The sequence below is a fragment of the Paenibacillus macerans genome (genome assembly GCF_900454495.1).
Lineage (GTDB): Bacteria > Bacillota > Bacilli > Paenibacillales > Paenibacillaceae > Fontibacillus > Fontibacillus macerans.
Window position 1 is genome coordinate 122,399 of record NZ_UGSI01000002.1, and the last position, 25,171, is coordinate 147,569.

General features: G+C 49.8%; 29 protein-coding genes and 2 pseudogenes. 19 read left to right on the forward strand and 12 right to left on the reverse strand.

Going from position 1 to position 25,171, the window contains the following annotated elements; translation table 11 throughout:
- The first annotated feature begins 150 nt into the window (after positions 1-150).
- The 5 genes from DYE26_RS23625 (at position 151) to rlmH (ending at position 3,931) form a co-directional block, all read left to right on the forward strand.
- Positions 151-1,407, forward strand: a complete 1,257-nt coding sequence (locus DYE26_RS23625) for a S1C family serine protease (RefSeq protein WP_036618330.1) — start codon at positions 151-153, stop codon at positions 1,405-1,407.
- A gap of 150 nt (positions 1,408-1,557) precedes the next feature.
- A complete protein-coding gene (locus tag DYE26_RS23630; protein ID WP_036618331.1) occupies positions 1,558-2,139 on the forward strand; it encodes a hypothetical protein in 582 nt (193 codons plus the stop codon).
- Between the two features lie 198 nt (positions 2,140-2,337).
- Positions 2,338-2,505: a CxxH/CxxC protein gene (locus DYE26_RS23635; protein WP_063836288.1), complete on the forward strand. Its 168-nt coding sequence runs from the start codon at positions 2,338-2,340 to the stop codon at positions 2,503-2,505.
- A 128-nt stretch (positions 2,506-2,633) separates the two neighbouring features.
- Positions 2,634-3,329, forward strand: a complete 696-nt coding sequence (locus tag DYE26_RS23640) for a hypothetical protein (RefSeq protein WP_036618332.1) — start codon at positions 2,634-2,636, stop codon at positions 3,327-3,329.
- 122 nt (positions 3,330-3,451) lie between these two features.
- Positions 3,452-3,931, forward strand: coding sequence for a 23S rRNA (pseudouridine(1915)-N(3))-methyltransferase RlmH (rlmH, locus tag DYE26_RS23645; RefSeq protein ID WP_036618333.1), 480 nt, complete (start codon positions 3,452-3,454; stop codon positions 3,929-3,931).
- A gap of 54 nt (positions 3,932-3,985) precedes the next feature.
- Here the strand turns inward: rlmH and DYE26_RS23650 are convergent, their stop codons facing one another.
- Positions 3,986-4,558 carry a TetR/AcrR family transcriptional regulator gene (locus DYE26_RS23650; RefSeq protein WP_036618334.1) on the reverse strand — a complete coding sequence of 191 codons (573 nt, stop codon included), beginning with the start codon at positions 4,556-4,558 and terminating at the stop codon, positions 3,986-3,988.
- A 143-nt stretch (positions 4,559-4,701) separates the two neighbouring features.
- Between DYE26_RS23650 and DYE26_RS23655 the strand changes: the two genes are divergently transcribed.
- The 3 genes and pseudogenes from DYE26_RS23655 to DYE26_RS23665 form a co-directional block, all read left to right on the forward strand.
- On the forward strand, positions 4,702-5,676 hold the full coding sequence (locus DYE26_RS23655) for an SDR family NAD(P)-dependent oxidoreductase (RefSeq protein ID WP_051985158.1): 975 nt from the start codon (positions 4,702-4,704) through the stop codon (positions 5,674-5,676).
- Positions 5,677-5,819: 143 nt separating this feature from the next.
- Positions 5,820-6,014: pseudogene (locus tag DYE26_RS23660) on the forward strand (transposase); the annotation flags it as partial.
- 568 nt (positions 6,015-6,582) lie between these two features.
- Positions 6,583-6,854, forward strand: a pseudogene (locus DYE26_RS23665) (chlorophyllase); the annotation flags it as partial.
- Positions 6,855-7,015: 161 nt separating this feature from the next.
- On the opposite strand, the gene DYE26_RS23670 reads toward DYE26_RS23665, so the two are convergent.
- The 4 genes from DYE26_RS23670 to DYE26_RS23685 form a co-directional block, all read right to left on the reverse strand.
- The gene (locus DYE26_RS23670; protein WP_036618339.1) at positions 7,016-7,927 is read right to left on the reverse strand and encodes a DMT family transporter; all 912 of its coding nucleotides are present in this window, start codon (positions 7,925-7,927) and stop codon (positions 7,016-7,018) included.
- A gap of 46 nt (positions 7,928-7,973) precedes the next feature.
- Positions 7,974-8,354: a RidA family protein gene (locus DYE26_RS23675; protein WP_036618341.1), complete on the reverse strand. Its 381-nt coding sequence runs from the start codon at positions 8,352-8,354 to the stop codon at positions 7,974-7,976.
- 121 nt (positions 8,355-8,475) lie between these two features.
- Positions 8,476-9,474, reverse strand: a complete 999-nt coding sequence (locus tag DYE26_RS23680; protein ID WP_036618343.1) for an alpha/beta hydrolase — start codon at positions 9,472-9,474, stop codon at positions 8,476-8,478.
- A 42-nt stretch (positions 9,475-9,516) separates the two neighbouring features.
- Entirely contained in the window at positions 9,517-10,413 is an 897-nt protein-coding gene (locus DYE26_RS23685; protein WP_036618345.1) for an MBL fold metallo-hydrolase, read from the reverse strand.
- Between the two features lie 329 nt (positions 10,414-10,742).
- Between DYE26_RS23685 and DYE26_RS23690 the strand changes: the two genes are divergently transcribed.
- Complete coding sequence (locus DYE26_RS23690; RefSeq protein WP_036618347.1) at positions 10,743-11,288, forward strand: helix-turn-helix domain-containing protein; 546 nt, start codon at positions 10,743-10,745, stop codon at positions 11,286-11,288.
- A gap of 175 nt (positions 11,289-11,463) precedes the next feature.
- Here the strand turns inward: DYE26_RS23690 and DYE26_RS23695 are convergent, their stop codons facing one another.
- The 3 genes from DYE26_RS23695 to DYE26_RS23705 all read right to left on the reverse strand — a co-directional run bounded on the left by DYE26_RS23695 (position 11,464) and on the right by DYE26_RS23705 (position 14,212).
- Complete coding sequence (locus DYE26_RS23695; RefSeq protein ID WP_036618350.1) at positions 11,464-12,996, reverse strand: MFS transporter; 1,533 nt, start codon at positions 12,994-12,996, stop codon at positions 11,464-11,466.
- Positions 12,993-13,898 (reverse strand): SDR family oxidoreductase, encoded by a 906-nt coding sequence (locus DYE26_RS23700; RefSeq protein ID WP_036618351.1) that lies wholly within the window; start codon positions 13,896-13,898, stop codon positions 12,993-12,995. Before DYE26_RS23700 ends, DYE26_RS23695 begins: the two co-directional genes overlap by 4 nt.
- A 188-nt stretch (positions 13,899-14,086) precedes the next feature.
- A complete protein-coding gene (locus DYE26_RS23705) occupies positions 14,087-14,212 on the reverse strand; it encodes a DUF3500 domain-containing protein (protein ID WP_328270440.1) in 126 nt (41 codons plus the stop codon).
- 207 nt (positions 14,213-14,419) lie between these two features.
- On the opposite strand from DYE26_RS23705, the gene DYE26_RS23710 reads away from it, so the two are divergent.
- From DYE26_RS23710 to DYE26_RS23725, 4 genes are all read left to right on the forward strand, one after another.
- Complete coding sequence (locus DYE26_RS23710) at positions 14,420-15,004, forward strand: TetR/AcrR family transcriptional regulator (RefSeq protein WP_036627233.1); 585 nt, start codon at positions 14,420-14,422, stop codon at positions 15,002-15,004.
- A gap of 364 nt (positions 15,005-15,368) precedes the next feature.
- Positions 15,369-15,665 carry a helix-turn-helix transcriptional regulator gene (locus DYE26_RS23715; RefSeq protein ID WP_036618353.1) on the forward strand — a complete coding sequence of 99 codons (297 nt, stop codon included), beginning with the start codon at positions 15,369-15,371 and terminating at the stop codon, positions 15,663-15,665.
- A gap of 78 nt (positions 15,666-15,743) precedes the next feature.
- Positions 15,744-16,148 carry a nuclear transport factor 2 family protein gene (locus DYE26_RS23720; protein ID WP_230876939.1) on the forward strand — a complete coding sequence of 135 codons (405 nt, stop codon included), beginning with the start codon at positions 15,744-15,746 and terminating at the stop codon, positions 16,146-16,148.
- Between the two features lie 28 nt (positions 16,149-16,176).
- Positions 16,177-16,464, forward strand: coding sequence for a Dabb family protein (locus DYE26_RS23725; protein ID WP_036618354.1), 288 nt, complete (start codon positions 16,177-16,179; stop codon positions 16,462-16,464).
- Between the two features lie 432 nt (positions 16,465-16,896).
- Here DYE26_RS23725 and DYE26_RS23730 read toward each other — a convergent pair whose 3' ends face one another.
- Together DYE26_RS23730 and DYE26_RS23735 are read right to left on the reverse strand one after the other, a co-directional pair.
- Positions 16,897-18,393 carry a monooxygenase gene (locus DYE26_RS23730; RefSeq protein ID WP_036618355.1) on the reverse strand — a complete coding sequence of 499 codons (1,497 nt, stop codon included), beginning with the start codon at positions 18,391-18,393 and terminating at the stop codon, positions 16,897-16,899.
- 24 nt (positions 18,394-18,417) lie between these two features.
- Positions 18,418-18,819, reverse strand: coding sequence for a RidA family protein (locus DYE26_RS23735; protein WP_036618356.1), 402 nt, complete (start codon positions 18,817-18,819; stop codon positions 18,418-18,420).
- A 234-nt stretch (positions 18,820-19,053) separates the two neighbouring features.
- Between DYE26_RS23735 and DYE26_RS23740 the strand changes: the two genes are divergently transcribed.
- From DYE26_RS23740 to DYE26_RS23750, 3 genes are all read left to right on the forward strand, one after another.
- Entirely contained in the window at positions 19,054-19,530 is a 477-nt protein-coding gene (locus DYE26_RS23740; RefSeq protein WP_036618357.1) for a MarR family transcriptional regulator, read from the forward strand.
- 277 nt (positions 19,531-19,807) lie between these two features.
- Positions 19,808-20,887: an ankyrin repeat domain-containing protein gene (locus tag DYE26_RS23745; RefSeq protein ID WP_036618359.1), complete on the forward strand. Its 1,080-nt coding sequence runs from the start codon at positions 19,808-19,810 to the stop codon at positions 20,885-20,887.
- 155 nt (positions 20,888-21,042) lie between these two features.
- Entirely contained in the window at positions 21,043-21,525 is a 483-nt protein-coding gene (locus DYE26_RS23750; RefSeq protein WP_230876940.1) for a hypothetical protein, read from the forward strand.
- 186 nt (positions 21,526-21,711) lie between these two features.
- Here DYE26_RS23750 and DYE26_RS23755 read toward each other — a convergent pair whose 3' ends face one another.
- Positions 21,712-22,158, reverse strand: a complete 447-nt coding sequence (locus tag DYE26_RS23755) for a hypothetical protein (RefSeq protein ID WP_051985159.1) — start codon at positions 22,156-22,158, stop codon at positions 21,712-21,714.
- 160 nt (positions 22,159-22,318) lie between these two features.
- On the opposite strand from DYE26_RS23755, the gene DYE26_RS23760 reads away from it, so the two are divergent.
- Both DYE26_RS23760 and DYE26_RS23765 read left to right on the forward strand, forming a co-directional pair.
- A complete protein-coding gene (locus DYE26_RS23760) occupies positions 22,319-22,885 on the forward strand; it encodes a hypothetical protein (RefSeq protein ID WP_036618360.1) in 567 nt (188 codons plus the stop codon).
- A gap of 253 nt (positions 22,886-23,138) precedes the next feature.
- Entirely contained in the window at positions 23,139-23,543 is a 405-nt protein-coding gene (locus tag DYE26_RS23765; protein ID WP_036618362.1) for a VOC family protein, read from the forward strand.
- Between the two features lie 120 nt (positions 23,544-23,663).
- On the opposite strand, the gene DYE26_RS23770 is transcribed toward DYE26_RS23765, so the two are convergent.
- The gene (locus DYE26_RS23770) at positions 23,664-24,515 is read right to left on the reverse strand and encodes an aldo/keto reductase (RefSeq protein ID WP_036618363.1); all 852 of its coding nucleotides are present in this window, start codon (positions 24,513-24,515) and stop codon (positions 23,664-23,666) included.
- Positions 24,516-24,691: 176 nt separating this feature from the next.
- Here DYE26_RS23770 and DYE26_RS23775 point away from each other — a divergent pair, with 176 nt between their 5' ends.
- Positions 24,692-25,141 (forward strand): MerR family transcriptional regulator, encoded by a 450-nt coding sequence (locus tag DYE26_RS23775; protein WP_036618364.1) that lies wholly within the window; start codon positions 24,692-24,694, stop codon positions 25,139-25,141.
- Positions 25,142-25,171: the final 30 nt, after the last annotated feature.

Here is a 25,171-nt window from a genome sequence, read left to right on the forward strand (position 1 = left end):
GCGCAGCGCGGCGTCAGGAGAATTGATGAGCGCCTGACATATGGCTTTGCCTTATAGGCATAAAGTTGAAGGGGACCTTTGTTTTGCGTGAAGCGTTCTAAAGAAAATGGCGGCCGAGATCAGGGACAGAGTATGGAGGGGGAGAAGACGATGGGATTGTTTGACGATGATTTTTATTCGACGAAAGTGCCGGGGCGGCGACGCTTGCGTATGCCCGAGGACGGCAAACGTCGTTGGCTGGAGGTGCGGCGCGGGCAAGGGCTGTCCACGCTGCAAATCTCATTGATCTCTTCCGTGTTAAGCGCGGTTGTCGCCGTTTTGTTATTCAGTTTTATTGTGGGGCTTCCTTCTACTACCTCCAGGGAAACCGCTTCGGCGGGGGCGGCCCCGAATTCCGCGAATCCGTTCGACCGGATCAGCTGGGCTGCGGCCAAGGCGGCTCCGGCGGTAGTCAGCATCCTGAATCACAGCGAGCTGTCGCACGGGGATCCCGAGCGGGCGGCGCTCGGTTCGGGCGTGATTTTCAAGAAAGCGAAAGGCAAGGCCTACATTATCACCAATACGCATGTCATTAGCGGTTCCGAGGACCTGGAAGTGGTGACGAGCGACGGCGTTTCGCATAAGGCCAAAGTGACCGGCCAGGACTCGATTAACGATATCGCGGTGCTGGAAATCGGCGATAGAGGAATCCATTCGGTGATCGACGTCGGCGATTCCAACAAGCTTCGCGCCGGGGAGACGGTCATCGCGGTCGGCAATCCGCTCGGGCTGAGGGGAACGCTGACGTCCGGCATCGTAAGCAATACGAGCCGGATGATACCGGTCTCGCTGAACCAGGACGGGGTTTACGATTGGGAGCAGGAAGTGATTCAGACCGACGCGGCGATCAATGAGGGCAACAGCGGCGGAGCGCTGGTGGACCTGGACGGGCGGCTGATCGGGATCAATACGATGAAGATCGCCGACACCGGCGTGGAAGGGCTGGGCTTTGCCATTCCGGTGAACGATGTGATGAAGACGGTTGACGATCTGCTGCTGCACGGCAAAGTCGTTCGCCCCTATATAGGCGTGTATACGCTCGATCTGGATAATCCGTATTCGCCGATCACCGACGAACAGCGCCAAGATTTGAAGCTGCCGAGCCACGTTACGGAGGGCGTCATTGTGCTGGAGGCCCACGGTCCGGCGCTGGCGGCGGGGCTGAAACTGAACGACGTGATCATTCAGCTCGACAAGCAGCCGATCAATTCGACGATGGAGCTGCGCCGTTATCTCTATGAAAACAAGAAAATCGGCGAGGATTTGCAGGTTAGCTATTACCGGGACGGTAAGCTGCAGAGCGTCATGATGAAGCTGACCGACAAGCCGTCGGACGAAGAGATCGACGCGGGGCTTGAAGATAAATAATTGACTTGTCCAAGGCTTATGGCCGCAGGAACGATAGAGATTCCGTTACATCAGGAAAGCCGTAGAGCAAGGCGACGAGGGGTGTAGCCGGAATCTTCTTTATTTAGGTGACCGTTCCTTTTAGGAAAAGAACAGAGGGGAGATGCAGGCTTGAAAAAAATATTTTATTTGTGGCTAGTTGCTGTTTTCCTGTTGATTAACGGATGCATGATGGGAAAACAAACTGATGCCCCGCCTGTTCCAGGGGATGTGAATATCGATCAAAAACCGAAAAATTATGCAGGATTAACAATAGCAAAAGATGGTGTACAGTGGGATCCGGGCTCAGAAAATTCCAAATCTTTTGAAGAAATCCTGCTTGAAGTACCTTTTAAGGTTCAACTTCCCTCGCCACCTTTTGGGGTTACCCATCGAGCGGCTGAGATTGTTCCTGCGCCTTTTGATATCATTCGATTAACTTTTGCAAATGTTGATATTGGAGAGCAGCTAATATTATCCATTTCCAATTCAAAGGACAACTCAAAGCCCGAAGGAGAAAAAGGTCCCAAATTAAGCAACGGGAGTCAAACCTGGATTCAAAGTAATCGGGATTTTAGCGGGCTATATTGGCGATATGAAGGTTTAACCTACGCCTTAGCGTCAACCAAGGTGGAGCAGGGGGCCTTTGTTCCTTTGTATGATATTTCTGATTTAGTTGAAATTGCAAATACGATAAAAAATAGTTCACAGTAAAACGGATATGCTATATTGATCCCATACTCGAGGTACGGGTGAGAAAAATAAGTTAACAGGAACAAGGAATTGCCCTTTGCATGCGGCTTGAGCGGTTCCTTTTTTTCGCGGAGTATGGTAGAAAGGATAAAGGACAACCTGTAATTACGTGAAGATCCGCCGGGCAGGCGGTTGGAAGAGAAAGGATGCCTGGAATTTATGTATGTCGTTTGCAAGGATCATGTGGAACTGGCGATTGATATGTTCGTGGACGAATTCGAGGAGGCGCCCGACGTGGTTGATTTGGAGCACACGAAGTTCATCGACTGGGAGCCGCCGGTGAAGTGCCAGGAATGTGAGCAAGAGGCGCGGTTTTTGGTGGTATGAGGAAACGGGGGCGGTTTTCTCCATGGGGGAAAGCGGCCTTTTTCTTTTGGGCAGGTTTGCCGCCTAAATAGGCAGACTCCGGAGCAATCTAACGAGTAAGTAAAAAGATTCCCGGAGGAGTGAGGTCAATGAACCCGAAAAACACGCTGCAAAGGTTGGCGGGGGTGAGTATCCTTTTCGGCGGGCTGCTTATGCTTGCGGCTACGCTGATGCACCCGCCCGCGACGAATCCATGGGCCGGTAACGAGGCGCTGGCCATGGTCGATAAGATGAGGACGTACTGGCAGTGGGATCATGCGCTGATGCTGACGGCAGTGCTGCTGTGGCTGGGCGGATGGTCGGCCGCCGCGGGGATGTATCAGGAGAAGGCAGCCGCGGGGCTTGCTTCCGGTTTGTTTGTATCGGGTTTGACGATCTGGATGCTCATCTTGGCTATGGAAATGACCGTGACACCGGTCTTGTCCGGGCAATGGGCCCGTGTTGCCGGTTCCGGCGCGGATGCGATCGGTGTAGGGTTGTTTGCTTTCGGCATTATGGCGGGGGATTTGGCCATGCTGCTGGCCTGGCTGGGCATTTGCCTGCTCGGCGGGGTTTGGCTAGGGTTGAAGGATCGTGCGCCTATGGGCCAGTTGATGTCTTGGATCGGCATCGCCGCGGGCATTTGGGGGGCGATTGGCATCCCGGCCGCGCTGCTGCTCCCGGATTGGAGTCTGGTTCTTCTTCCGCTGACCGCTGGTCCGGTGTTCGTCTGGACGCTGGTTGCGGGATGGATGATGGCGAGAAAAAATAGAAGCGGGCGCTTCGAACATAAGCGGGAACTCTGATCGGCAGAGGGAAAAATGGCGGCGGATCAGCGCGGTTAGTCGGGCAGGCTGCCTACAGAATTTGCTCTCGGATTGGGCGGCTTTGATCCGCTGATACACTTGTGAAGCTAAGGGGATTGAACATGTACATACAAATCATTGCCGTCGGCAAATTGAAGGAAAAGTATTTGGTGCAGGGGATCGCTGAGTATGCGAAGCGTCTTACGCCCTATGTGAAGTTTCAAATCGTCGAGGTTGCCGACGAGAAAGCGCCGGAGACGATGAGCGAGGCGGAGGTGCTTCAGGTGAAGGAGCGCGAGGGGGAACGGATCCTCGCGCAGATCAAGAGCGACGCGCATGTCATCGCGCTCGCCATCGGCGGCCAGCTCTGGAGTTCGGAGGAACTGGCCGCCGAACTCGACCGGCTCGGCACGTACGGGACGAGCCATGTCGCGTTTGTGATCGGCGGCAGCCACGGGCTCGCCGATAGCGTGCTCAGCCGCGCGCAGCAGCGGCTGTCGTTCGGGCGCATGACGCTGCCCCACCAGCTTATGCGCCTCGTCCTGACCGAGCAGATTTACCGCGCGGTGAAGATTAATCGGGGGGAACCGTACCACAAATAGTGGTAAAGCGGAAAATAAAGTTGAATGACCCATGCGGTTTTTCTATTCGCCGGCTTAAACAAAAATCAAATCTACAAAGGAATGAATCAAACCGGTTGGATCATCCAATCCTTTTTCAGGCTCCAGATGTCCAGCGGAATTCAGATCAATAAGTCCGGCAATAAATGCTGATGCCATTGCCGTCAATTGTTTCGGTGATTTGCTGATGGTGTAATTTCGTTCATGAGCTGTCTCCAAACATTTGTAGATCGCTCCGAATGTTTCAACGGCTGCAATGTGAAGTGTAGGATAGTCCTTCCCCCATTGCTTACGGAACATCAATTGATAATGTTCTTGATTCTTTATCCCAAAATCATAAAAGGTGTACAAAGCTTCATAAACAAGCTTTCGTGGATCGTTAATTTCCTCCATTAATCTCCGAATGCAACTTGTCAGCGTTTCATAATTTTCTGTGATAATGGCTGCAAGTAAATCATCCTTATTTTTGAAATATACATAAACTGCACTCCTGGATAGATTCATTTCCTTTCCAAGGTCGCGCATACTAACGGAATCAACACCACGGGTATCAATCATTTTTCTAGTGACATTTAACAGCCTTTGTTTTGTGTCATTATTGTTTTTCATAGTTCCCTCTTCGGCATATAGGTATAGGATTAACTTTACAATATCAGGTTGACACCGTCAACCTGAAAGAATATGATGAGATTAGGTTGACGGTGTCAAGTATGAGGTGCATGGAACCAATTTTTATAAAAAGGAGTGCTGATATGTTAACAAAAATGAATTCGAGCCCACGAACGTTTATTATAACCGGTGGAAACTCAGGGTTAGGTTATGCATGCGCTAAACACATTGCCAAAGCCGACTCCAATCATCTTGTTATACTGGCTTGCCGCAATGCAGCTAAAGCAAATGAAGCCGTCCAATCGCTCACGAAAGAAACGAACAATAAGAACATAACCTCCTTGGAGCTTGACCTTGCATCCTTGGAATCCGTTAGGAATTTTGTAAGCATGTTTTCAAGTTTGAATTATCCGCCTTTATATGCTCTTGTTTGCAACGCAGGATTAATTATGGTTGATAAAACGCACTATACCCAAGATGGATTTGAAAGCACTTTTGGGATTAATCATCTCGGACATTTTCTGCTGGTCAACATGCTGCTCGAAAAAATGATCGATTCAGGCAGAATCGTTTTTGTCAGCAGCGGGACTCATGACCCGGCGCAGAAGACAATCGTAGCCGCCCCCGTATATGAGAATGCCAGATTGCTGGCCTACCCTACGGAAATGAGTTCTAACGAAAGTATGCTTACCGTTGGCCAACGTCGATACTCGACTTCAAAATTATGTAATATATACTGTGCTTACGAGTTAGCAGAAAGAATAGAACAGCAAACGAAGAAGAAGATTACAGTAAATGCTTTTAATCCGGGGCAAATGGCGGGTACAGGGTTCTCTCGAACCTTTCCTCCTTTGATGAGATTTGTTATGAAACATCTTCTTCCCGCCTTTGCTTTGTTTCGTCCAAATGGAAATGCAGCTAACAAATCAGGCGAAGCATTGGCATCGCTGGTATTGAATCCTGACCTTCATGAAACGACAGGTAAATATTTTGATGGTACACGGGAAATAAAATCTTCGGATCTTTCCTATAATCGGGACAATAGAAAAGACTTGTGGAAGACAAGTGTTGAACTGACAAAACTAAACAAGAGGGAAACTATATTGAGTTTAGACTAGGAAGAGTGAGAGCGGTTAAAGCCCAGTCATCCGTCGGGGAAACCACAATTTCTTTGTACATTTACCATTGGAGCTTATCGAGGTATGGACGCCTTGGAGAGAATACTATGCATCGGTATTTAAACGTGTTGCCTGTGTGCAGCTCCGTAAGGCGCATGATCGAGCCGGAGCCTGTGTTTGGCGATATAAAGAACAACCGGGGCTTTAAAAGGTTCCAGCTTCGAGGCTTACCAAAAGTAAGTCTGGAGGTCGGGTGGCTTTCCCTTGCCCACAATCTACTTAAAAAAGCTGCCGTGGACGCCAAAAACCAAGGAGCTAAGCGAGAACCGACCGCTTAGCCCCTTAATTTCTTTCGAATACCATCCTATTTTACTGGTGAGGGTGTTCCAAAGTTTACTTTTGGGACACCCTCGCATAATTAACTTTATATTATTTCCACTGTCCACTTGACGGGGGCTGTTCACCGAGGCGCTGTTCCCTGTTCTGTTGAAGTAACGGGCAGATTAACGGAGTAAAGGCCAATCGTATAGGGACGATGGTTTGGCTAATAAAGCTTTACTGAAGGTCGCTCACGGACGCGGATGCCGTACTACAGGAGGGATAGATCTATATCACGAAAACAAGAACCTTCAGTCCATTTGGAAGTATCCAAATGCACCTTTTCGGGTGCCTTCTGATTTTGCGAAATAGATGTTACGCTGAACCGTATCATAAATAAGGGCAAGTTTATCGGAGATACCCGAGTTCTTGGAAGGGCACTTTTCCAGGCATGAGTGTGGGTTGAACCTTACTCGGAGGAAAAGTCGGTATAAACGGGCAGCTGCTTGCTTTTGGAGTACAGAACGATGGGGTACCTAGAGGGTACTGTTGCTTGCTGAAGCAAAATCCCCCTCCGTTATTTGGTGGAAGGGGCCGGACTGGTTCACAGACCCCTACTTCCTAAGCCCGGGCAGTAAAAGCCTGCTCACCCTCTTCGGTGCAGAACATATACTTGGCGGAATCTCAGGGTACAACGTCGCGGAGACGACGGACGAGAACCCCGAACGAGATGCTTTGCTCCAGCAGCTCACGTGGTCTTACCTTCGCGATGCGCTCAATCTCGACGATTAAGCTGGTTGGCAGCCCGGAAAGATCTGGAGGAGGGTGCCAATCCATTAGGTCGCATCGAATCTAAGTAAGAACCTAAAAGGCATGATCAAGCGAATCAAAGAAAGGGCCATCCTGCAAAAGGATGGCCCTAAACCTAAAGCCAAAGGGAGCCATGATATAAAGCGCTCCCTTTGGCTTGTCGTAAGACCTCCATCTTTTTTTTGTGAGCCTCGATTACAGCGCAGGCTTTTTACCTCTTGGCAGAGGATATTTTCAGTGTATCGCCTTCTGATTTCCTTGTTCTCTGTCCCTGCATAGTGGCTAGAACTACGCCGGAAATAATGAGAACAGATCCTGCCACTTGCGTTAAGGAAATCGGGGTGCCGAGCGTGATATAACCTAAAATCATGGCGACAAACGGTTGTAAATTCAGAAACAGGGAGGCTTTAGCCGCCCCTACCTTGCGAATCTGCGCATTCCAGATTACGGCGCATAAGCCCTGAATAAGCAGCGCCGAACCGACCAAGAGAACCCACCACCAAAAGTGAGGCTGTAATTGTACGTTAGGCTCGCTCCAGACCGCCACCGGGTATACCGAGATGCAGCCGAGTACGGTGGTATACACCGTTGCGACAAACGCATCCATACGTTCTGTCAGCTTTTTCATGAGGATCATAGATCCCGACAATGCCAACATACAGATAAACATGATCCAGACGCCTTCGGTAATGGCTGTGCTCATCCTTCCGCCAGTTCCAACCACGAAGAAGACACCGGTGAGGGCGACATTCGAGCCTGCAACCATGCGTTTCGTTAACGGCTCTTTCAAAAATAAGCGGGCAAATAGCGCCGTAAAAATTGGAGCTAACGATAAGATGAGCGAAGCTGTGGTTGCGTCCGTTGTCTGGAGACCTGTAAAGAAAGAAACTTGGTGAAGCAGCATCCCGATTAGAACGAAGGGGACCAAATAAACGAAGTCGCGGAACGTAATCTTCGCCAAGCCACGAGTTGCAACCAAATAAATAAGCAGGAACGCCGATGAAACCAGAAGCCGGTATGCTGACAGATGCAAGGCGGGGAATGCTTCCAGCAGCAGCGAGCCTAAGACGAAGTTGCTCCCGTAAAGGGCTGCGCAAAACAAGAGAAGCAAATAAGTTCGCAAGCAGATAGCGCCTTCTTTCACAGAAATAAAGGATAATGGAGCGGATTTAATTGCGTTTGACTGCGATAAGCTCTATTTCAATCTTGGCGTCTCTTGGAAGTTTAGACACTTCTACGGTTGTTCTGGCAGGGTGATGATCGCTGAAATATTGGCTGTACACTTCATTCATCTGCTGAAAATGCTCTAAATCCGTCATGAAAACGGATGTTTTGACAACGTCTGCTAAAGATAATCCAGCTTCAGCTAAGACGGCTTGCAGGTTCTTTACTATTTGATGGGTTTGGTCAACGATGCCTTCTTTCAGATTTCCTTCGGCATCAATCGGAAGCATGCCCGACGTATAGACGGCATTTCCTAAAGCGATGGCCTGCGAATAAGGGCCGATAGCTGCGGGTGCTTGTGTTGTTGTAATAGCGATATGGCTCATCGTATTTAATTCCTCTTTCGTCTCTTTGATAAATGGGTGAAGAAAAAGGCCCGAGGCGACAGCCCGGGCCTCTCATTAGGCAAGCAATATAATCATAGAGTCCGACTGTGCAGCGGCAGCTTTACTTCGCCGGCGCGTATGCTTCATCCAAGAAACCGCGAATGGCTTGAAAAGCCTGAAGTCTGTTTTTCTCCAGCAATACCATGTGCGTCCCTTCACCGATTTCCACCCAGCGGCGGTAGGCGGCTCCTGTCAGGGAAGTGAAGAAACTCTGCGCCAATTCAAGAGGGACATCGATATCCCACTCGGCATGGACAAGAAGGACGGGAACCGTGATATCCTTAGGATCATAGAAAGCTTTGCCAACCGTCCAGTATTCGCGGATATCCAGGATAGGGCCGTTGGTCGCCCGGATATGCTCGGGATGATCGGTTAAGCTCCCCGGATCCGAAGCAAGAGTGGCTTCGACCCATTGTTCAAACCAGCCGTCCGCAATCAGATCACCGCGTTTATGCTCTGGCGCCGCGCTAAGCCAGCGTTCCTTCGTGTTGCCGGCAGCAACAAGGCGATACGAACCGAGCGGGCCTCCGGTATCGATCGGAACCGGTTTGGAGCTTAGCCATTGCGGTGCAACAAGCATAAGCTTGTTTACTTTCTCGTTGTTTTGGCTGGTATAAGCTCCCGCAACGGTTCCCCCCCAAGACATTCCCAGTATGTTGACCTTCGTCAAATTCCGGCGTTTCAGAACGTAGTCCACGGCTGTACCAAAATCCCGGACACCTGTCTCCGTGCGGACAAGCGGCGGATTAAGGTTGGCAGGCTGCTCCATCTCAGGCGGTCTTGTCGAGCCGCCGTAGCCGCGAACGTCCACGGCGTATACGTCATAGCCATGGCTGGCAAGGTAGTCCAGAAAAGTGAAGCCGTCCAGCTCCACATCGTACAGACTGCCAATTGAATAGGTAGCGCCATGAACCATTACGATTGTTTTTTCGTTAGAGAAGGTATTCATGGAAGCGGGACGTTTATTTCGTACATAAAGCTCGATTCCCGGCGTATCGCTCGGGATATGCAGGTATTCGGTCACGATAGGGTTATTTTTAAGAAAATCATGGGTTGTCATAAGCTCAGCGCCTTCCGTATTGGATTTTGTTAACAGACTGTATTAAATAAAGTTCCACTTATACTTGCCCCCGCTGCGAGTCACGTACCCCGCCGCACTTCCGGGGAAATGCGTACTGAAATAAATGACCGGGCGATCCGCGATGAGCTCCAGCACCCGGAGCCGTGAAATACGCGCTTGATCGAAAAATTCGCAGTACATTGAATTCCATTCCGGATTATAGACCTGAAACGGATGATGCATCACATCGGCGCCGAATAAAGCTTCTTCTTCGCCGGATTTAAGACGGATAGACATTTGGCCGATGCTGTGGCCGGGTGTCGGAATGAATGTGAATAGATCAAGGAATTCCCCGCCCTCAGGGCCAATGGTCTGCGTTAAGCCGGCTTCAACAACAGGCAATACGCTTTCTTCGTAAACGTTAAAGTTTGCTTCGTTTGCCTCGTTGTGGCTGGCCTCGCTGGAGTAATATTGCTGCTCTGCGAGGGGAAATACGTATTTGGCATTGGGGAAGGTCGGTACCCATTTTCCATCCACAAGCTTTGTATTCCAGCCAACATGGTCCACATGCAGATGCGTCAGCAGAACGTAGTCCACTTCCTCCGGTGTAACCCCAGCCTCCTTCAGCCGCTCGAGATAGGGGAGCTGGAGATTGGCTAGATCGGGATTTAAAGGCAAGTTTTTATCGTTTCCTGTAGCCGTATCGATAAGGATCGTATGCTTCGGGGTTTTCACCACCCACGTTCCAATGCTGACGATAAGCTGAGAATTGCCATCGATCAGGCCAACTGGAAGAGAGTTCCGATTCTCCTCCAGGAACAGGGGGTTCCACGATCCCGGAAAATATATTTCTGGCGGAATACCGTCAAGCATCATCTCCGTGACACGCGTCACGGTAACATCACCGACTCGATAGACCTTGGGAATTTTAGCGGTCATTCTTTTAACTCCTTTCGTCCTTCGGGCATATCTCTTTGAACCGAATAACAAGGAAGCCGTTGCATCAATGTGATTCGTTTCTTATTATCCATGAGAATTTCGCTGTAAATGAAAATGATTCTGTTGGAATGAACGATGCTCAGATACCCGGGTAAGATTCGTTCACCAACCTTGATTAAATGTTAGTCCAATAATGGCGCCAAATCAACGTTTTTACACCGTAATTTCGCACTAGTGAAAGGGCTTGATATTGCTCGTGTTTACGCCTATTATAATGTTATAAATTTCGCCGACAGCGAAATCGCATCGAAAATTTAGGAGGCTTGCATATGAATTCGATCGGCGAAGCCATTCGAAGCACGCGAAAAAAACATAAATTAACGCTCAAGAAGGTAGCTCAAGCAGCATCTGTATCCTTATCTTTTCTTAGTGAAATTGAACGCGATAAGGCGAATCCGTCCATCAGTGTTCTGAAGCGCATAGCGAATGCATTAAACGTGAATTTTACCGATTTGTTTGGCGAGGAGAAACGAAGCATTATCGTTAGGAAAAACGAGCGCAAACCTTTGGTGCATTCCGAAGGTTCCCGTATTACCTGGTACGCGCTCAGTCAAGGAAGCAGCAACCGAATGGGACCGATATGGGGAGTGTTGGAAGAAGGAGCGGCTTACGGCGACATTGGCGTCGGCCATAGCGATGGAGAGGAATTTCTATTTGTCCACTCCGGGCGTTTGGAGTTTATGCTGGGCAATGAACGTTACACGCTCGAAGAAGGGGACAGTATCTATTATGATGCCAGAATCCCCCATAGTTATAAGAATATCTGGGAAGGCGAAACGCTGCTAATAGCGGTTGCTACTCCGCCTACTTTTTGACGGAACGGAATTGGAGGTACATCCGTACGAACCGCTGATGATCATTATAAAGAACAGCGGAAGGGAACCCCTTTAGTATTTTTCGCCGATAGCCCCGTTAAGCTGAACCGTATCATAAGTGACGGCAAGTTTTTGGATTTAATTGTAGTTTATCCACTGTACTCGCTGACACTTCTTATCCATCGGGGGGCGTCGAACCCACAGCGGTTGCGCTCTTTTCGCGTCGTCGGCTGGCCTGGAATGCGGCCGCGACGACGAGGACTCCTGCGATAAGAGTGACGACGCTTGCCACCTGCAGCGCGGACTCGGCTCCGGCGGTGAAGGAGTCGATGATAGCGATTTGCTGAGCGGGAGCCGCAGCGACGGCTTCGGCTACCGTACGCGGAATCGGGTCGTCGCGTTGAAGGCTTGCCGGAAGATGCCGGGTGAAGCTCACGGTCAGCACGGTGCCGACAATCGCGACGCCGAGGGCGCTGCCAAGTTCCCGGGTTGCGGATTGAAGTCCCCCTGCGACCCCGGCTTGTTCGGCGGGCAGCGCCGCCGTGAGTTCGGCTGTCAGGCATGGGAGAGCGAGAGCGAAGCCAATTCCGATGAGGACGAGCCAGGCTGCGTAGGCGAGATAAGGCTGGTGCAAGGCGGAGGTTAGGCCGAGCAGTCCGACGCCGATGGCGAGGAAGGCAGCGGACAGCGTTGCGGGAATACCGACGCGCCTCACCAGGTCGGGAACGTATCGAGCGACGAGCAGCATGGGCGCCGACATAGGAACAATCGCGAGCCCGGCTTGCAGGACGGAGTACCCGCGGCCGTACTGCAGGAGCGAAGCGTTGAGGTAGAACAAGCCAAAGCTCCCGAAGAACATCACGAGCATACCCAGGCTGACGGTGCTGAGCAGGGGGATGCGGAACAGGCGAGGGTCGAGCAAGGGGTGACGAACGCGCAGTTCGACCACGACCCATGCGGAGCCGAGCACGACACTGGCCCCGAACGCGGCGATGACGACGGCGCTGCTCCAACCGCTCTCCGGCCCCTCGATGATGCCGATTAAGAGAGCAATGGTTGCTGCGACAAGCAAGGCGGTGCCGGCAGGGTCAAGGCTGCGTGGGCTGCGGCTGCTGCGTTGTACGGCAAGAGCCGTCCAGATCGCGCAGAGAAGCGCAACAGGCACGATGGCCATGAACAGGGTTCGCCATGATCCTGTAGTCAGCAAAGCCGCGCCGGCGATGTTGCCGACGAGCCCGCCTATGCCGGTGGTCGCGCCCCAGATGGCGAGGGCTCGGCCGCGCCGTTCGGGTGAGGTCGCGTGAACCAGCACTCCCACGCAGTTCGGAAGCGCCAGCGCCGCTCCGACGCCGGTGATCGCGCGGCCGAGGAGTAGGATGGTCACGTTCGCCGAGACGGCCGAGATCGCAGCGCCGACCGCGAACGTGACGAGCCCGGCGATCAGCACACCCTTGCGTCCGAATCGGTCGCCGGCCGCGCCGCCCGGGATGACCAGGCAGGCGAACACGACGACATAAGCGTCAACGATCCACAGCAGCTCTGAGGAGCTCGGGTGCAGCCCGCTGGCCGCGAGCATCGGAACAGCCAGATTGATGGCGGCGACGAGGCCCACGACCAGGATGGTGCACGCGCACACGCATGCCAGAACCCGTCCCTGATGCCGAGAAGAGATCGCGGCACCAGGGGACCTTGTCTGTGGGGTACTCATTGGTGTCCTGCCTCTGTGTACGCGCCAGCCATGATGTCACTCACCAGTGTCGGCCCGGAAGGTTCCCAAGCGAGTAGTTGGCGGGTGCTCTCACTGGAGCCGGTCATGGAAAGCTTGAAGAAGCTGCCGACAAATCCAAAGTGAGCGGTGGCGTTCTCGTGTGCGACCGATATTACTGGGATGCCGAGGATGCGACCGATGGCTTCGGCAATCGTCCGGGTGGAGACAGCCTCCTCCGCGACCGCATGCAGGCGCGATCCGGCGGGCGCCTTCTCGAGTCCGAGTCGGATGAGCTTGGCGGCATCGGAACGGTGTACCGCGGACCAAGCGTTGGAGCCGTCCCCGATGTACCCGGACACACCCTGCTTACGCGCGGCGTTCACCAGGAAGTTGATGAAGCCCCAGTCTCCGGCCCCGTGAACCGTCGGCGCGAACCGGGCGATGATGGTCCGCACTCCGCGCCCGACATAGTCGAGAGCGAGATTCTCTGCGCCGCCCCGGGCAGAGTTCGGACCCACAGCTGGCGACGGGTCCGTCTCCAGTACCGATCGCCCCTGAACCAGACCGGACAGGCCATTGGCGACCACGAACGGCCGGTCGGTACCGACGAGGGCTTCGGCGAGAGTCTCGACTGCGGCCCGTTCGGCGCGATCCGACTCCGACGGATTCGCCCAGTCGTGCTTGTTCGCCAGGTGGACGACAGCCTCGGCCTCGGCCGCTCCGCAGCGAAGCGAGTCGAGGTCGTCGAGATCCCCGCGCAGAGCCGTCGCGCCCTTCGCCTCGAGCGACGCTGCAGAACCGTCCGACCGAGCCAGTCCGACGACCTTGTGACCCGCTCTCAGCAGTTCATCGACGGTGGCCGATCCGATCCACCCTGTTGCTCCGGTGACAAATACTTTCATCTGAATATCCTCCTTGCAGCCCTTCTGCAGGCTGCACCTATTATTTTTGCGGTTCCTCGTATCGTCAGGATGAAAGACGACATCTGTCCCTTCACAATAACGAGACACCGTGTAACTTAATATACTAGAAACGGTACATTGTGTCCAGTAATTATTTTTGAAGCAGGAAAAACGGTGCCAGGTTTGGATTAAGGGGCGATTCCGCCGTAGTCCGTAATCTTGTCGCGCCACACGGCGTGCGGATGAGGATCGGAGAAGATGATGCCGCTGCGCATCGAGAACTCGATCCACACGGACGGGCCGTCGATGCGGATGCAGTCCCTCGGTCAGCTCATGGAGGTGGAGCCGCGAATAGTCCTGGTTCAAATCACGGAGTTGGTCCTTAGAGAGCGTATCCGCGAACGCTTTCGCGAGTTCGATGATCTTGCCGCTCAGGGTTGAAGGGCAATTGGACGCGCTAGACACATATATGGCTAAAATAGACAGGGAGCACGTTCTCCATGTATAGTAGAGGCATGAATATGGACAAAGAACACTATCATGGCGGTCGTCCCCGAAGCGAGCAAGCGAGGGCGGCTATTCTGAATGCGGCTGACGATCTCTTGGTCGAGGTCGGTTATGCGGCAATGACGATGAAGGGCATCTCCGAGAAGGCTGGAGTATCCCGGCAGACCGTGTATCGTTGGTGGTCCCATAAAGCGGAGATCTTGTTCGAGGCCAGCGCGGCCGATGCAGAGGAGGAACTAGCGATTAGCCCGACAGGGGATCCCTTGGACGACCTCGCGGCCTACCTGGAAGCTCTTGTGCGCTTCCTAGCGCACTCACCGGCAGGCGCTGCTTATCGGGCGCTCCTCGGCGAAGCGCAGCACGATTCCGACGTGGCGGAGCTGCTCTCCGCGAAGGATCCGCTCGGTGACAGCGCACGGGTCGTGATCGATCGCGCGCTCGGGAAGGACACGCTGCCAGTCACGCTCGATCAGGCCACCGCCTTGCTGATCGGCCCGAGCTTCTTCTGGATTCTGAGCGGACGCGATCCCGTTCAGCTTGTCCCGCGGCAACTGGCCGAGGACTTCATACGCGATCTCCAGTCGCGACAGTCGCGGTGAGGGGCTTTTCTCGGAGCCCACCAAAATTTCATTACAGAAGTTGAAATGCAGAAAGACGCCTGATAGGGCGTCTTTCGTTTTTTTTATGATACAGTGAACCTACCACAAGTGATCTCACCTTGGGTATGATACGCCGTGCAAATATTACAAAAGGCGAAATGTAAAGCGCCGCGGCGCTTTTTGTTCTCCAGCGGTTCTATTTGGTCTCTAATGTGAGCATACGAGGCTGCAGGAGAAAAATTGGAATAACTTTCGCAGCGACTTTTCATCTTCCGCGCATGTTCTCCGAACCCTAACCTGACATCTTATTGTCCAGTTTTAACGGATATACTGATAACAAGTCTTAGAGATTCAGCAGGAGTGGATGGAGGCTACAGGGACTTCTCGTGCAGAAGTTAGGGTTAACGAAACGCCTAGAACCCCTCTGGTATTAAAAATAGAACCGACTGGAGCCTATCGCATCGTGGATGAGTTTAAGGAAGAGGACATTTCGAAACAGGAAGACGGGTCTTTCCGGGTCACATCAGATATGCCTTCCGGAGAATGGCTTTATCAGTATCTTCTTTCATATGGAGATCTACTGGAAGTTATTGAGCCGGTGTCTGTCAGGCTGGAGATGAGAAATCGCACGACCAAAATGGCCGAAAAATATTTTAGATAACTGGACACTCTGCTGTCAGGTTCTGTTGATTAAACTAGCCTTGTATTCAAAACATACCAAGGAGGATTCAGCAGAACGATGGAAAACAGCCCGTACTTATTGGATATGAGCAAAGAATTTCTGCTTCCGCAAGTTATACAAAATTTTATAGCCGCTGCCAATAAACCCGATTGGGAGGCTTATGTGGACTGCTTTTCGGAAGATGCTCTTGTCCTTGATGAAGGCAAAGAATGGGCAGGCAAAGCTGCTATCAAAAAGTGGAGTGCCGAACATCACTTTGGTGCTAACATAACGCTTGAACTCAAACAGCATAAACAGCATGAGGAAGAAATCGTGGTGGTTTTTAAAGTTGACGGGGATTTCGATAAAACCGGCCTCCCGGATCCTCTTTATTTGGATTTTTATTTTCAGATCCGAAACCTTAAGATTAAGCAGCTGACGATACTGCTGTTCAAAGGATCGGAACAATTAGAAGAACGCTAATCAGATAAGGGACGAGGTGAACCTAAAAATGATAGTAAATCATTTGCTATTAAAGCTGAAGGACCGGAGTCCGAAGCATATCGAGCAAGTTCAAACCGTTCTGCTGAGCATGAGAGGGAAAATAGACGTTCTTCTCGATGTTCAGGCTGAAGCTAACATTCGTCCTGGCCCTTCCGCATATGATTTGATTCTGATTACCAAGTTTGCATCCTTAGAGGACATGGATGAATACCTTATCCATCCGGCCCATCAGGATGTCGCCAAATTGATTGGTACGGTTCTGGAAACGCAGGCATCTGTATGCTGCTCTATCTGATGAAGTCAGCTTTAATAGGACCATGAGAAATTAGTCTACGACAAGTTGCAAAAGATGAGCAATGGCGGCCACATGGCCGCCATTTGTTTTCGCCGATAGACCCGTTAAGCTGAACCGTATCACAAATAGTGGTAAAGCGGAGGGCTAAAATTATGGTTGAAGCGAAATTACTATACAACGTAAAATTCTAAGGTTGAGAAGTGAGGCGGAATGCTTCCCGGCGAAAATGAACTGGCGGTACGTTTTTCCACTAGAGCGTGTCTTCAAAGCTAAGATAGCCATAACCTAGAGGAATTTAAGGAATCAAGTTTTATCCAATCTAAGGACAAGAACTTGATTCCATTGACGTAAAGGACAGTGCTTGTTCAATTATCTACAGACCTTGCCTTAGCCGGGTATAGGGGGAGGCGGTTACACACCTCAAACGAATCACTAATCCGTAATGTCTCCGCACCAGCGAGTGATTCCTTCATTTATTTTTTGCATCGGATTCGGATCTGATAGAGAAATCGCCCAGGCAATATGTCCATCCGGCCGAATAAGTGCCGTGTGGACGTCGTTCCAATCCGCGTCTGCCTCAGCCAAAGATGCATGTAAAACTTGGAGGTTGCTATACGTTTCCCATTGGCCGCTATTCTGTTCATTAGAATGGAAATGCAACAGAAGAAAAGTACCTTTGTGCAGGAACGGATAGGAGTTAATCAATTGCCCGTCTTTCAGCTTTAATCTGAGATCCTTGAACCGTTTCCCATTTAAAGGATGGGAAGGCGCTTCGGCGTCGGGAGCATAATGTACATCCATTGCGGAAATTTGTGCAGCGATCTGATAATTAGCCTCTGGTATTTGAATCAGATTAGCCAGCATGCTTCGCAGTTCCGTGATGGGAGGAGTCACGTCCAGAAGCAGGGTTTGGACCTCGGTATTCCGGAGCAAGGCCGTATTCCACGGGAAACGTTCGGTATGATAACTGTCCAATAGCCAGTCCGGAGCCCAGCCTTTGATTGTTCCTGCAAGCTTCCAGCCTAAGTTCATCGCTTCTTGTAAGCCGACGTTCATTCCCTGTCCACCAGCGGGAAAATGAATGTGCGCCGAATCTCCCGCCAAAAACAATCGACCATTCCGATAGCGCCCCGCTTGCCGCGTAGCATTTCCGAAACGGGACATCCATTTCACATCGTTCAATCCCAGGTCGCTTCCGGTCGTACGGATGATCGATGAACGAAACTCTTCCAATGTAACGGTCTCATCCTTAGAGATGTTACGTCTCTCCATATCGATAATTAAGATCCGATACAGATGATCGTTGATCGGCATGATGCTGACCAAACCTTTATCTGTAATCCGGGATATGACACTCATAGGAGCCAAATCAGATAGAACGGCATCCCCCAGAATAGCCGTGAAGGTCGCGTCTGTACCTTCAAAGGATATATTTGCATGTTTTCGAACCAAACTTCTGGCTCCGTCCGTACCTACCACATAAGCAGATCTTAACGTTGTTTCACCTTTAGGTCCGGCGATCTTAACGTCGACCCCATCCTCATCCTGATGCACAGATAGAGCCTCAACCCCTCTCCAGACCTCGGCGCCAAGGCTAAGAGTCCATTCCTCCAGCACCTTCTCCGTCTCACTCTGCGGTAAAAAGAGAGTGTAATTGGAAGAGGAATCCAACACCGAGAAATCCAACGGAGTTTCTAATCCGGCAAAATGTCCTCTCGAAAGTAAGCGGCCTTTACTGACTAATTGTGATTTCACTCCACGCATATCTAATATTTCAAGAGTTCGTGGATGTACGGTAAGCGCACGCGAATATTGGGTTGTCTCTTTTAACCGCTCAATGACGCAAACCTTTACACCGGCTAATGCCAATTCTCCAGCCAACATCATGCCGACAGGTCCGCCACCGATAAGGATGACTTCATATTTCATATAAATAACCTCTTTTCTTAAACATTATGGGAAGATCACGATAGCGTCTATTTCGATAAGCCATTCAGGATCGGCTAGTGCCTGAACGCCTATATAGGTACTTGCTGTCTTCGGCCAGTTAGAGCCAAACACATGAAATCCGGCGTCAAAAATAATCGAAATCAATTCCGGGTTGTGGTTTACCACAAAAATATTCATTTTTGCAATGTACAATGGTTCCGCTTGTGCGGCTTCTAATGCATGCTTTAGATTGGTGAACACTTGAATCGCTTGTGCGTAATAGTCCCCTGAACCGACCAATGCGCCTGCTTCATCTACAGCAACCTGACCTGAGATGAAGGCCAGTTTAGAGGCAGTAGTTACTACGACATGAGAAATTACAGATGTAACCTTATCCGTCAATGTCTTCGGATTCACGATTTCCATAGGCAGGTAAGCACCTCCTTCATTAATTATTGTTTCGTTAGAACCCTTTTATTGCTTGTTAAAAATAGCTGTGATAAAAATTATATATAATTTTTGTTTCATATGAAACAATATAATTGTATTGGGTCACTCTATATCCTGTCAACCCTAATCTCAATATGAGCATACGAGTTTGTTTCTTACGAAACAATCTATGATATAATAAAACAAATGAGTCAAGGAGCCAGCATAACCATGGATACTGCCAATAAAAACAAAGCTGCAATTCATGAATTTTTCGTTCAGTTTCTTGAGCAAAAAGAACAATATGAAACCCGAATAACTGCCACATACCTGGAGGATATCCGGAAGCATATTGAATCGGAATTCAGCTTGAATATGACGGAACTGCACACCATTGCGTGCATCGGAGAGCAGGAGCCGATCAATGTCACTTCCATCGCGGAAAGGATAAATTTAAGCAAAGGGAATACCTCCAAGATCGCAAATAAATTACTAAAGGCCGGTTGGGTGCGAAAAGCCCAACTCAACGATAACAAAAAGGAAGTGTATTTTCGGCTAACGCCTGTCGGCAAAAAGCTATTTGCTGCTCATGATGAGCTCCATGCGAAGGAAAAGCAAAGAATGAACGAATTTTTGGAAAGATACAACGAACGCGAGCTTGAATTTATCAAACGGCTGTTTGGAGATATGGTTGACTTCTATCGCTAACGTACCTCAAGAAAAATAAATCTTTCTCGATTGAAATGTAGGCATTGGCAAAACGAGGCTCCAGAAATCAGGTAAAAAGTAGGTAGATTAGGGACAAACGATCTTTATAATGGAAATAAGATCTATATGATCCGGGGCTAATATCAACTAACGGAAAAGGCATTTGAGAAGTCCAAGGGAAACGAAACAAATGATTGAACGCTTTTTTGCCTCACAGTACGGTCACTAATCAGCCGGACAAGGCGGGTCTTAGGATTTAAAATAAGGAGGGGTGTGATTGATCGTCCTGAAAGATATCGGCAGGTTCCAGGAGCTGCCGGAAATCGCGATGCATATTTACAGAGGAAATATTCCGGCTTTGGATGCCGCAATCGCAGCAGGCTGGGATATTGAGGAGGGCATCGAACTTAGTAAGCATATTGCAATTAGTCCGTTAGATCTGGCGCTCGTATCGCAGCAAATGGAGGTTGTAAAGCTGCTGGTAAAGCACGGTGTCAACCTGAATGTCCATCATAATCCAGCTTTTTTGAGAACTGTTCGCTATTGCGGGGAGGACATCGTCCGTTACATTGCAGCGCAGGGTGCCGAGATGGACAAGCTCAATCAAACGGGGTCAGGCGCCTATTCACAGGCCTACTATGGCAACAAAAAAAATATTCCGCTTATTCATGAGCTGGGATTGGACATCAAGCTGCATGGCGGTGAGGTAATGCGTCAAGCCGTATCGGACCACGACCTGAAGACACTCAAGTATTTGCTCGATCAGGGGGTGGACATCAATTATAATAGGCCGGATATGGTCTATCCTTATGGGGCGACTCCGTTAACGGTGGCTGCTCGTATGGGGAATATGACCATGGTCAAATTTTTGATTGAACACGGTGCAGACGTTACTCTAGCGGAAAAAGACGGCGAGCGGCCGTATACGATTGCGGTCAGCAATAAGGATACGGTCATGGCTGATTATTTGAAATCACTGGAACCGGCTGAATTTCATCATGTGGAGAACAAGAAACATGAGCTTAAAAAATATAAATTACCCGACGAACTGGTCAGCTTTCTTACAGGAGATAAGCTGCGCCTTGAGCTGGCGCAAAATGAATATGAAATCGGGTATATCGATTTTTTTACATTGACCGATACGATTGAGATGAAAGTCGGCAGGCAAAAGCTGCTGCGTCTTTCCGCCGATATCGACAATTACTCCGACCTGCAGTTGGTTTGGAACCCCAAGAATAAAGGCCGGATAGGCTGCTATGACGTGGAGCATCAGGCGTATGCGGATTTATGCAGCTTTACAGAGTTCCTCGAGCAGCCTGAATTGCACCTCATGAAGTTTCTTGAGGGGGAGTTGTAAAGTGACTATGGAGAACCAAACGAATATTTTAGCCCAGAGAGTAGATTTGACGATCAATCAGACCTCATTCACGAAAGCAACTTCTCATTTGACTGGAGTGACTGTTTTGAAGTATGTAAAAGACGTACAGGAGCCGGGGCTGGGGATCTGGTATTTTGAAATTGACAATGACTGTGTGGCATATTAGACAGATGGTTTATCAGGATGACGGCTCTTGTATCACATCGAATCGGAAGCATGATTTCTATCATTTCATGCTGGCAGAGCATCCACTGGATGCGCAGGAACCCTATTACAAAGTAATTAGTCAGGCGGAATTCGAGGAACTTTGGCACGAGCAGCTTCAACTCGGTATAGAAGACTGGCATCGAACCAAAAGTCTGTTTTCTGTCGGGACTCGAGTGGAAGGGTATATAGAAGCTTTTTTTCCCCAAGGTACCTTGATTAACTTACTAGTACCTCAGGCCGTAGGGATAACGGACACATCCGCTTTGAAATCCGAAACCCCTGCTGAATGGATGTACCCACGCTATCGAGTGATCGCCGAAGTATCTGGATATGATGAAGTTAATCAGTGGGTGCTACTTACCCGTGCCAAAGTTATGGGAAGTCCGTATGAAGAAGCTGAAGTAGTTTGAGGATTTAAAAAAGCTGTATGAAATCATTAACCGCCCTGTCCTCTGCAGTGGTTATTTGGGGAAAGAGTATTTGGATACTTCGTTGATTCGTGGTATGTAGGCATCTGCTGAATAAAAGAAGAGCCCGCTATGAAAGCGAGCTCGTTTCGTTATGGGGCATGGTCTGATCTGCAGCTTGAACAGCGATTAGGCTTCGTTTAACTTCTCAATGACTTCCGCAGCATATGAATCGGTAAACCGAATCATCCCATGATCCTGTACAATCCGCCCTTCTTTCATGCGGACATCCAGCCAATCGGTAATGAAGGAGGGAGCATATCCGCCTTGGCCGAATTCCTTGCCAAACGCAATGATGTTCTCATAGGCTGCCACATACTGATCGTGGCGGGTGTCTGGATATGACTTCGTATATAACCAAAACTGCACATCATACATGACATACGATAATTCATCTGCATGAAACGAAAAACCGCCTTTCGCTTCGACAATCCGTGTACAGATAGCTCTGGCCAAATGGCTGATCGCTTCATAGTCCCGTTCTTCATTAGGAATTGCTGAAAGCGTATCGACAATTCGCTGATGTTCGTCTGCTTCATACCACTCGTTCAATTGATCCATAAGCCTTTGTTCCATTTCAGCCTCCCAATGAACTATAAAATAACTTCATATGTAGCTTGTAACCCTAATCTTTAAAATAGTAACATCTAGAAATGAAGGATTCTAGAACTTTCCCATATGATAAAATTAAGCTGAATTTATAGCTTTGAGATAAAAGAGGAAAAAGGAGTATTAAATGATCTACAAATTTACGGAAGTGCTGAATGATCTGATAGACTATTTCATTCTCGGAGATATTTTGCTGCTGGAGAGCTGGAAACAGTCCAATCATCTTTCGGACAATTTAGCAATGGAGTTTACAACAAACGAAAGCGGCGATCATGCCGTGCTTGATGGTATCATACTTCCAATGGCAGGGATTGCGAACTACCCCTATACAATCATATTTAATCTTTCTGGCGATACACCGGAGTTGTTAAAATCAGATAGCCATTTACAATTTAGACGTGGTGGCTATTCGCTTAAAGTTGAAAACAACCTACTGATGTTGTTTACTTGGCGAATACTAGAGCAATTCACTAACGAAAGAGTCAACGCTTTGCTTCATCATTACCGGCAATACAAAAAGCCGATGATTGAAATTGAAAACGGCTGGTACAGCATAGAAATATTGGGCGGAGAAACGTTGCAGGATTCATATTATGAACCCACATTTGAATTTGTTTTGCAAAAGACAGAAAGGAAGGGGCCATCGGAATTTGACATCCATTCAGATTTTAAGATTGACAGTTCCACCTACTAAAATAGAAATTTGCCAGCCCTCGCATCGGTAAAGCATTTAAATAGATGGCAATTGAAAGTAGGAAACGTACATCTTGCGACTTAGGGAATTAATATAGGAAGCCCAAAGAATTCTAAAACGCTACTGACATAACGTTGTCAGTAGCGTTTTTTTATAATTGCACATGTAAATGTAAAGAGATAGATAAGTAAAAAGTATGTTTTACAACGGCTGTGGGACACACCAAACCTATTATTAGGAAGGATGATATCTTGTGAATTTCGCTTCTGTACGCATCATTACTGACGACGTGGATCGTCTCGTCGAGTTCTATGAGAAAGTCATGGGGGTTTCGGCGGAGCGACCCGCTCCCGTATTTGCCGAACTCATTGTGCCATCATGCACCCTTGCAATCGGCCACTCCCAGACGACGCAGCTATTCGGCGCCGATTCCGTAGTAGGGGCCAATAATCGCTCTGTTATTATTGAGTTCCGGGTCGACGATGTCGAAGCCGAATATGTGCGCTTGAAGCCATTTGTCGATAATTGGGTAATGGAACCGACCATGATGCCGTGGGGGAACCGTTCTATGCTGTTCCGCGATCCCGATGGCAACCTTCTTAACCTCTTCGAGCCGGTGACCGAGGATGCGATTAAACGGTTTAGAGGTAGACATTGATGGAATACCGCTATTCTTATAATTTGCTATTCTTAAGTAATGATAGGAGGACAGGGCACCCGCCCTGTCCCTTCTTTTTAGATGAGGATAAGCGCGTGAGTTTCGGTTCAATCAAGGTATTTACAGATCGACTTTCCAGTTGCCCATCATCTTGGCGACTTCCGGATCGCGGTACGATAAGAAAAGACTTTCCCGCGTATCGAGCGTGGAGATTTGTTCCATATCGTCCGCGCTTAAATCAAAATCGAATATGTCGAAGTTTTCGACGATCCGCTCTTTGCGCACCGATTTTGGAATGACCACGACTTCACGCTGAACAAGCCAGCGCAACACGATCTGGGCGACGGACTTGTTATGCTTTTCAGCGATCGAGGTAAGTGCCTCGTTGCCGAACAGGTTGCCCCGTCCTTCAGCGAACGGCGCCCATGACTGGTGTTGAACTCCCTGGTCTTTCAAAAAAGCGGTGGTCTCCGTCTGCTGGTAGAACGGGTGCGTTTCGATCTGGTTGACGGCGGGCACGATTTCGTTATGCACGATGAGGTCCATCAGACGGTCGGGCAGGAAGTTGCTAACCCCGATCGCCTTGATTTTGCCTTCGCGGTACAGCTCTTCCATTGCGCGCCATGCGCCGTAGTAATCGCCGAACGGCTGGTGTATAAGGTACAGATCAAGATAGTCGAGCTGCAGCTTCTTCAGGGATTTGGCAAACGCCAGCTTGGCACTCTCGTAGCCGGCATCCTGAACCCAAAGCTTGGTCGTGATGAACAGCTCCTCACGCGGTACGCCGCTGCGCTTGATGGCGCGCCCGACCGCTTCCTCGTTCAGATAACCGGCGGCGGTGTCGATCAGGCGGTAACCGGTCATCAGTGCTTCATATACGGCGTTCTCGCATTCTTCAGCATCGGGAACTTGGTAGACGCCGAAGCCGATGACCGGCATTTTCACTCCATTGTTCAAGGTTACGGTTTGCATGGTGATTCCTCCCATTGTCCAAATGTATAACGGCAAACGGCCGCGAATCCCGGGGGATTGGCGCTGCGGAGCGGTAGTTCCGCTTATAGCCGATTTGCATTACAATTAGCTTAGAGCCTTCGTGTTACACGAAGTCAAGACGTATTCAAAAATTTATTTTCCAAGGAGGGTTTCACATGCATACGGTCAAAGAAGCCGCCCAGATCACGGGACTCACCGAGCACGCCGTGCGCTTTTACACGGATAAAGGCCTGGTGCCAAGCGTACAGCGCAATGAGAATAATATCCGGATGTTCGACGAAGAATCGATCAACTGGCTGCATGGCGTCAAATGCCTCAAGCAATCCGGGATGCCGCTTGAAGTCATTAAAATGTACGTCGATTTATGTCTCGAAGGGGATACGACCATTCCGCAACGCTACAAACTCATCATGGAGCATAAAGAAGCGGCGCTCGCTAAGCTCGAGGAAGCCAAGCGGCACGTTGCCCATTTGGAGGAGAAAACGGCCCTATATCAGGCCATACTGGAGCACCGCTCTCCAGACACGACCAATCCCGGCAACTGGGACAAAATTCAGCATATGCATGGTGACGTTTTTTACTCGCCTTCCGTTCGTAAGGCATGAGAGATTCGCGAGCGGTTAAGATAGTGATGG

What these genes read in the sequence shown, in the direction of transcription:
- DYE26_RS23625 (WP_036618330.1), top strand. Translation starts at nt 151, where the DNA reads ATGGGATTGTTTGACGATGATTTTTATTCGACGAAAGTGCCGGGGCGG.
- DYE26_RS23635 (WP_063836288.1), top strand. Translation starts at nt 2,338, where the DNA reads ATGTATGTCGTTTGCAAGGATCATGTGGAACTGGCGATTGATATGTTC.
- DYE26_RS23640 (WP_036618332.1), top strand. Translation starts at nt 2,634, where the DNA reads ATGAACCCGAAAAACACGCTGCAAAGGTTGGCGGGGGTGAGTATCCTT.
- rlmH (WP_036618333.1), top strand. Translation starts at nt 3,452, where the DNA reads ATGTACATACAAATCATTGCCGTCGGCAAATTGAAGGAAAAGTATTTG.
- DYE26_RS23650 (WP_036618334.1), bottom strand. Translation starts at nt 4,558, where the DNA reads ATGAAAAACAATAATGACACAAAACAAAGGCTGTTAAATGTCACTAGA.
- DYE26_RS23655 (WP_051985158.1), top strand. Translation starts at nt 4,702, where the DNA reads ATGTTAACAAAAATGAATTCGAGCCCACGAACGTTTATTATAACCGGT.
- DYE26_RS23675 (WP_036618341.1), bottom strand. Translation starts at nt 8,354, where the DNA reads ATGAGCCATATCGCTATTACAACAACACAAGCACCCGCAGCTATCGGC.
- DYE26_RS23680 (WP_036618343.1), bottom strand. Translation starts at nt 9,474, where the DNA reads ATGACAACCCATGATTTTCTTAAAAATAACCCTATCGTGACCGAATAC.
- DYE26_RS23685 (WP_036618345.1), bottom strand. Translation starts at nt 10,413, where the DNA reads ATGACCGCTAAAATTCCCAAGGTCTATCGAGTCGGTGATGTTACCGTG.
- DYE26_RS23690 (WP_036618347.1), top strand. Translation starts at nt 10,743, where the DNA reads ATGAATTCGATCGGCGAAGCCATTCGAAGCACGCGAAAAAAACATAAA.
- DYE26_RS23695 (WP_036618350.1), bottom strand. Translation starts at nt 12,996, where the DNA reads ATGAGTACCCCACAGACAAGGTCCCCTGGTGCCGCGATCTCTTCTCGG.
- DYE26_RS23700 (WP_036618351.1), bottom strand. Translation starts at nt 13,898, where the DNA reads ATGAAAGTATTTGTCACCGGAGCAACAGGGTGGATCGGATCGGCCACC.
- DYE26_RS23710 (WP_036627233.1), top strand. Translation starts at nt 14,420, where the DNA reads ATGGACAAAGAACACTATCATGGCGGTCGTCCCCGAAGCGAGCAAGCG.
- DYE26_RS23715 (WP_036618353.1), top strand. Translation starts at nt 15,369, where the DNA reads ATGGAGGCTACAGGGACTTCTCGTGCAGAAGTTAGGGTTAACGAAACG.
- DYE26_RS23720 (WP_230876939.1), top strand. Translation starts at nt 15,744, where the DNA reads ATGGAAAACAGCCCGTACTTATTGGATATGAGCAAAGAATTTCTGCTT.
- DYE26_RS23725 (WP_036618354.1), top strand. Translation starts at nt 16,177, where the DNA reads ATGATAGTAAATCATTTGCTATTAAAGCTGAAGGACCGGAGTCCGAAG.
- DYE26_RS23730 (WP_036618355.1), bottom strand. Translation starts at nt 18,393, where the DNA reads ATGAAATATGAAGTCATCCTTATCGGTGGCGGACCTGTCGGCATGATG.
- DYE26_RS23735 (WP_036618356.1), bottom strand. Translation starts at nt 18,819, where the DNA reads ATGGAAATCGTGAATCCGAAGACATTGACGGATAAGGTTACATCTGTA.
- DYE26_RS23740 (WP_036618357.1), top strand. Translation starts at nt 19,054, where the DNA reads ATGGATACTGCCAATAAAAACAAAGCTGCAATTCATGAATTTTTCGTT.
- DYE26_RS23755 (WP_051985159.1), bottom strand. Translation starts at nt 22,158, where the DNA reads ATGGAACAAAGGCTTATGGATCAATTGAACGAGTGGTATGAAGCAGAC.
- DYE26_RS23760 (WP_036618360.1), top strand. Translation starts at nt 22,319, where the DNA reads ATGATCTACAAATTTACGGAAGTGCTGAATGATCTGATAGACTATTTC.
- DYE26_RS23770 (WP_036618363.1), bottom strand. Translation starts at nt 24,515, where the DNA reads ATGCAAACCGTAACCTTGAACAATGGAGTGAAAATGCCGGTCATCGGC.
- DYE26_RS23775 (WP_036618364.1), top strand. Translation starts at nt 24,692, where the DNA reads ATGCATACGGTCAAAGAAGCCGCCCAGATCACGGGACTCACCGAGCAC.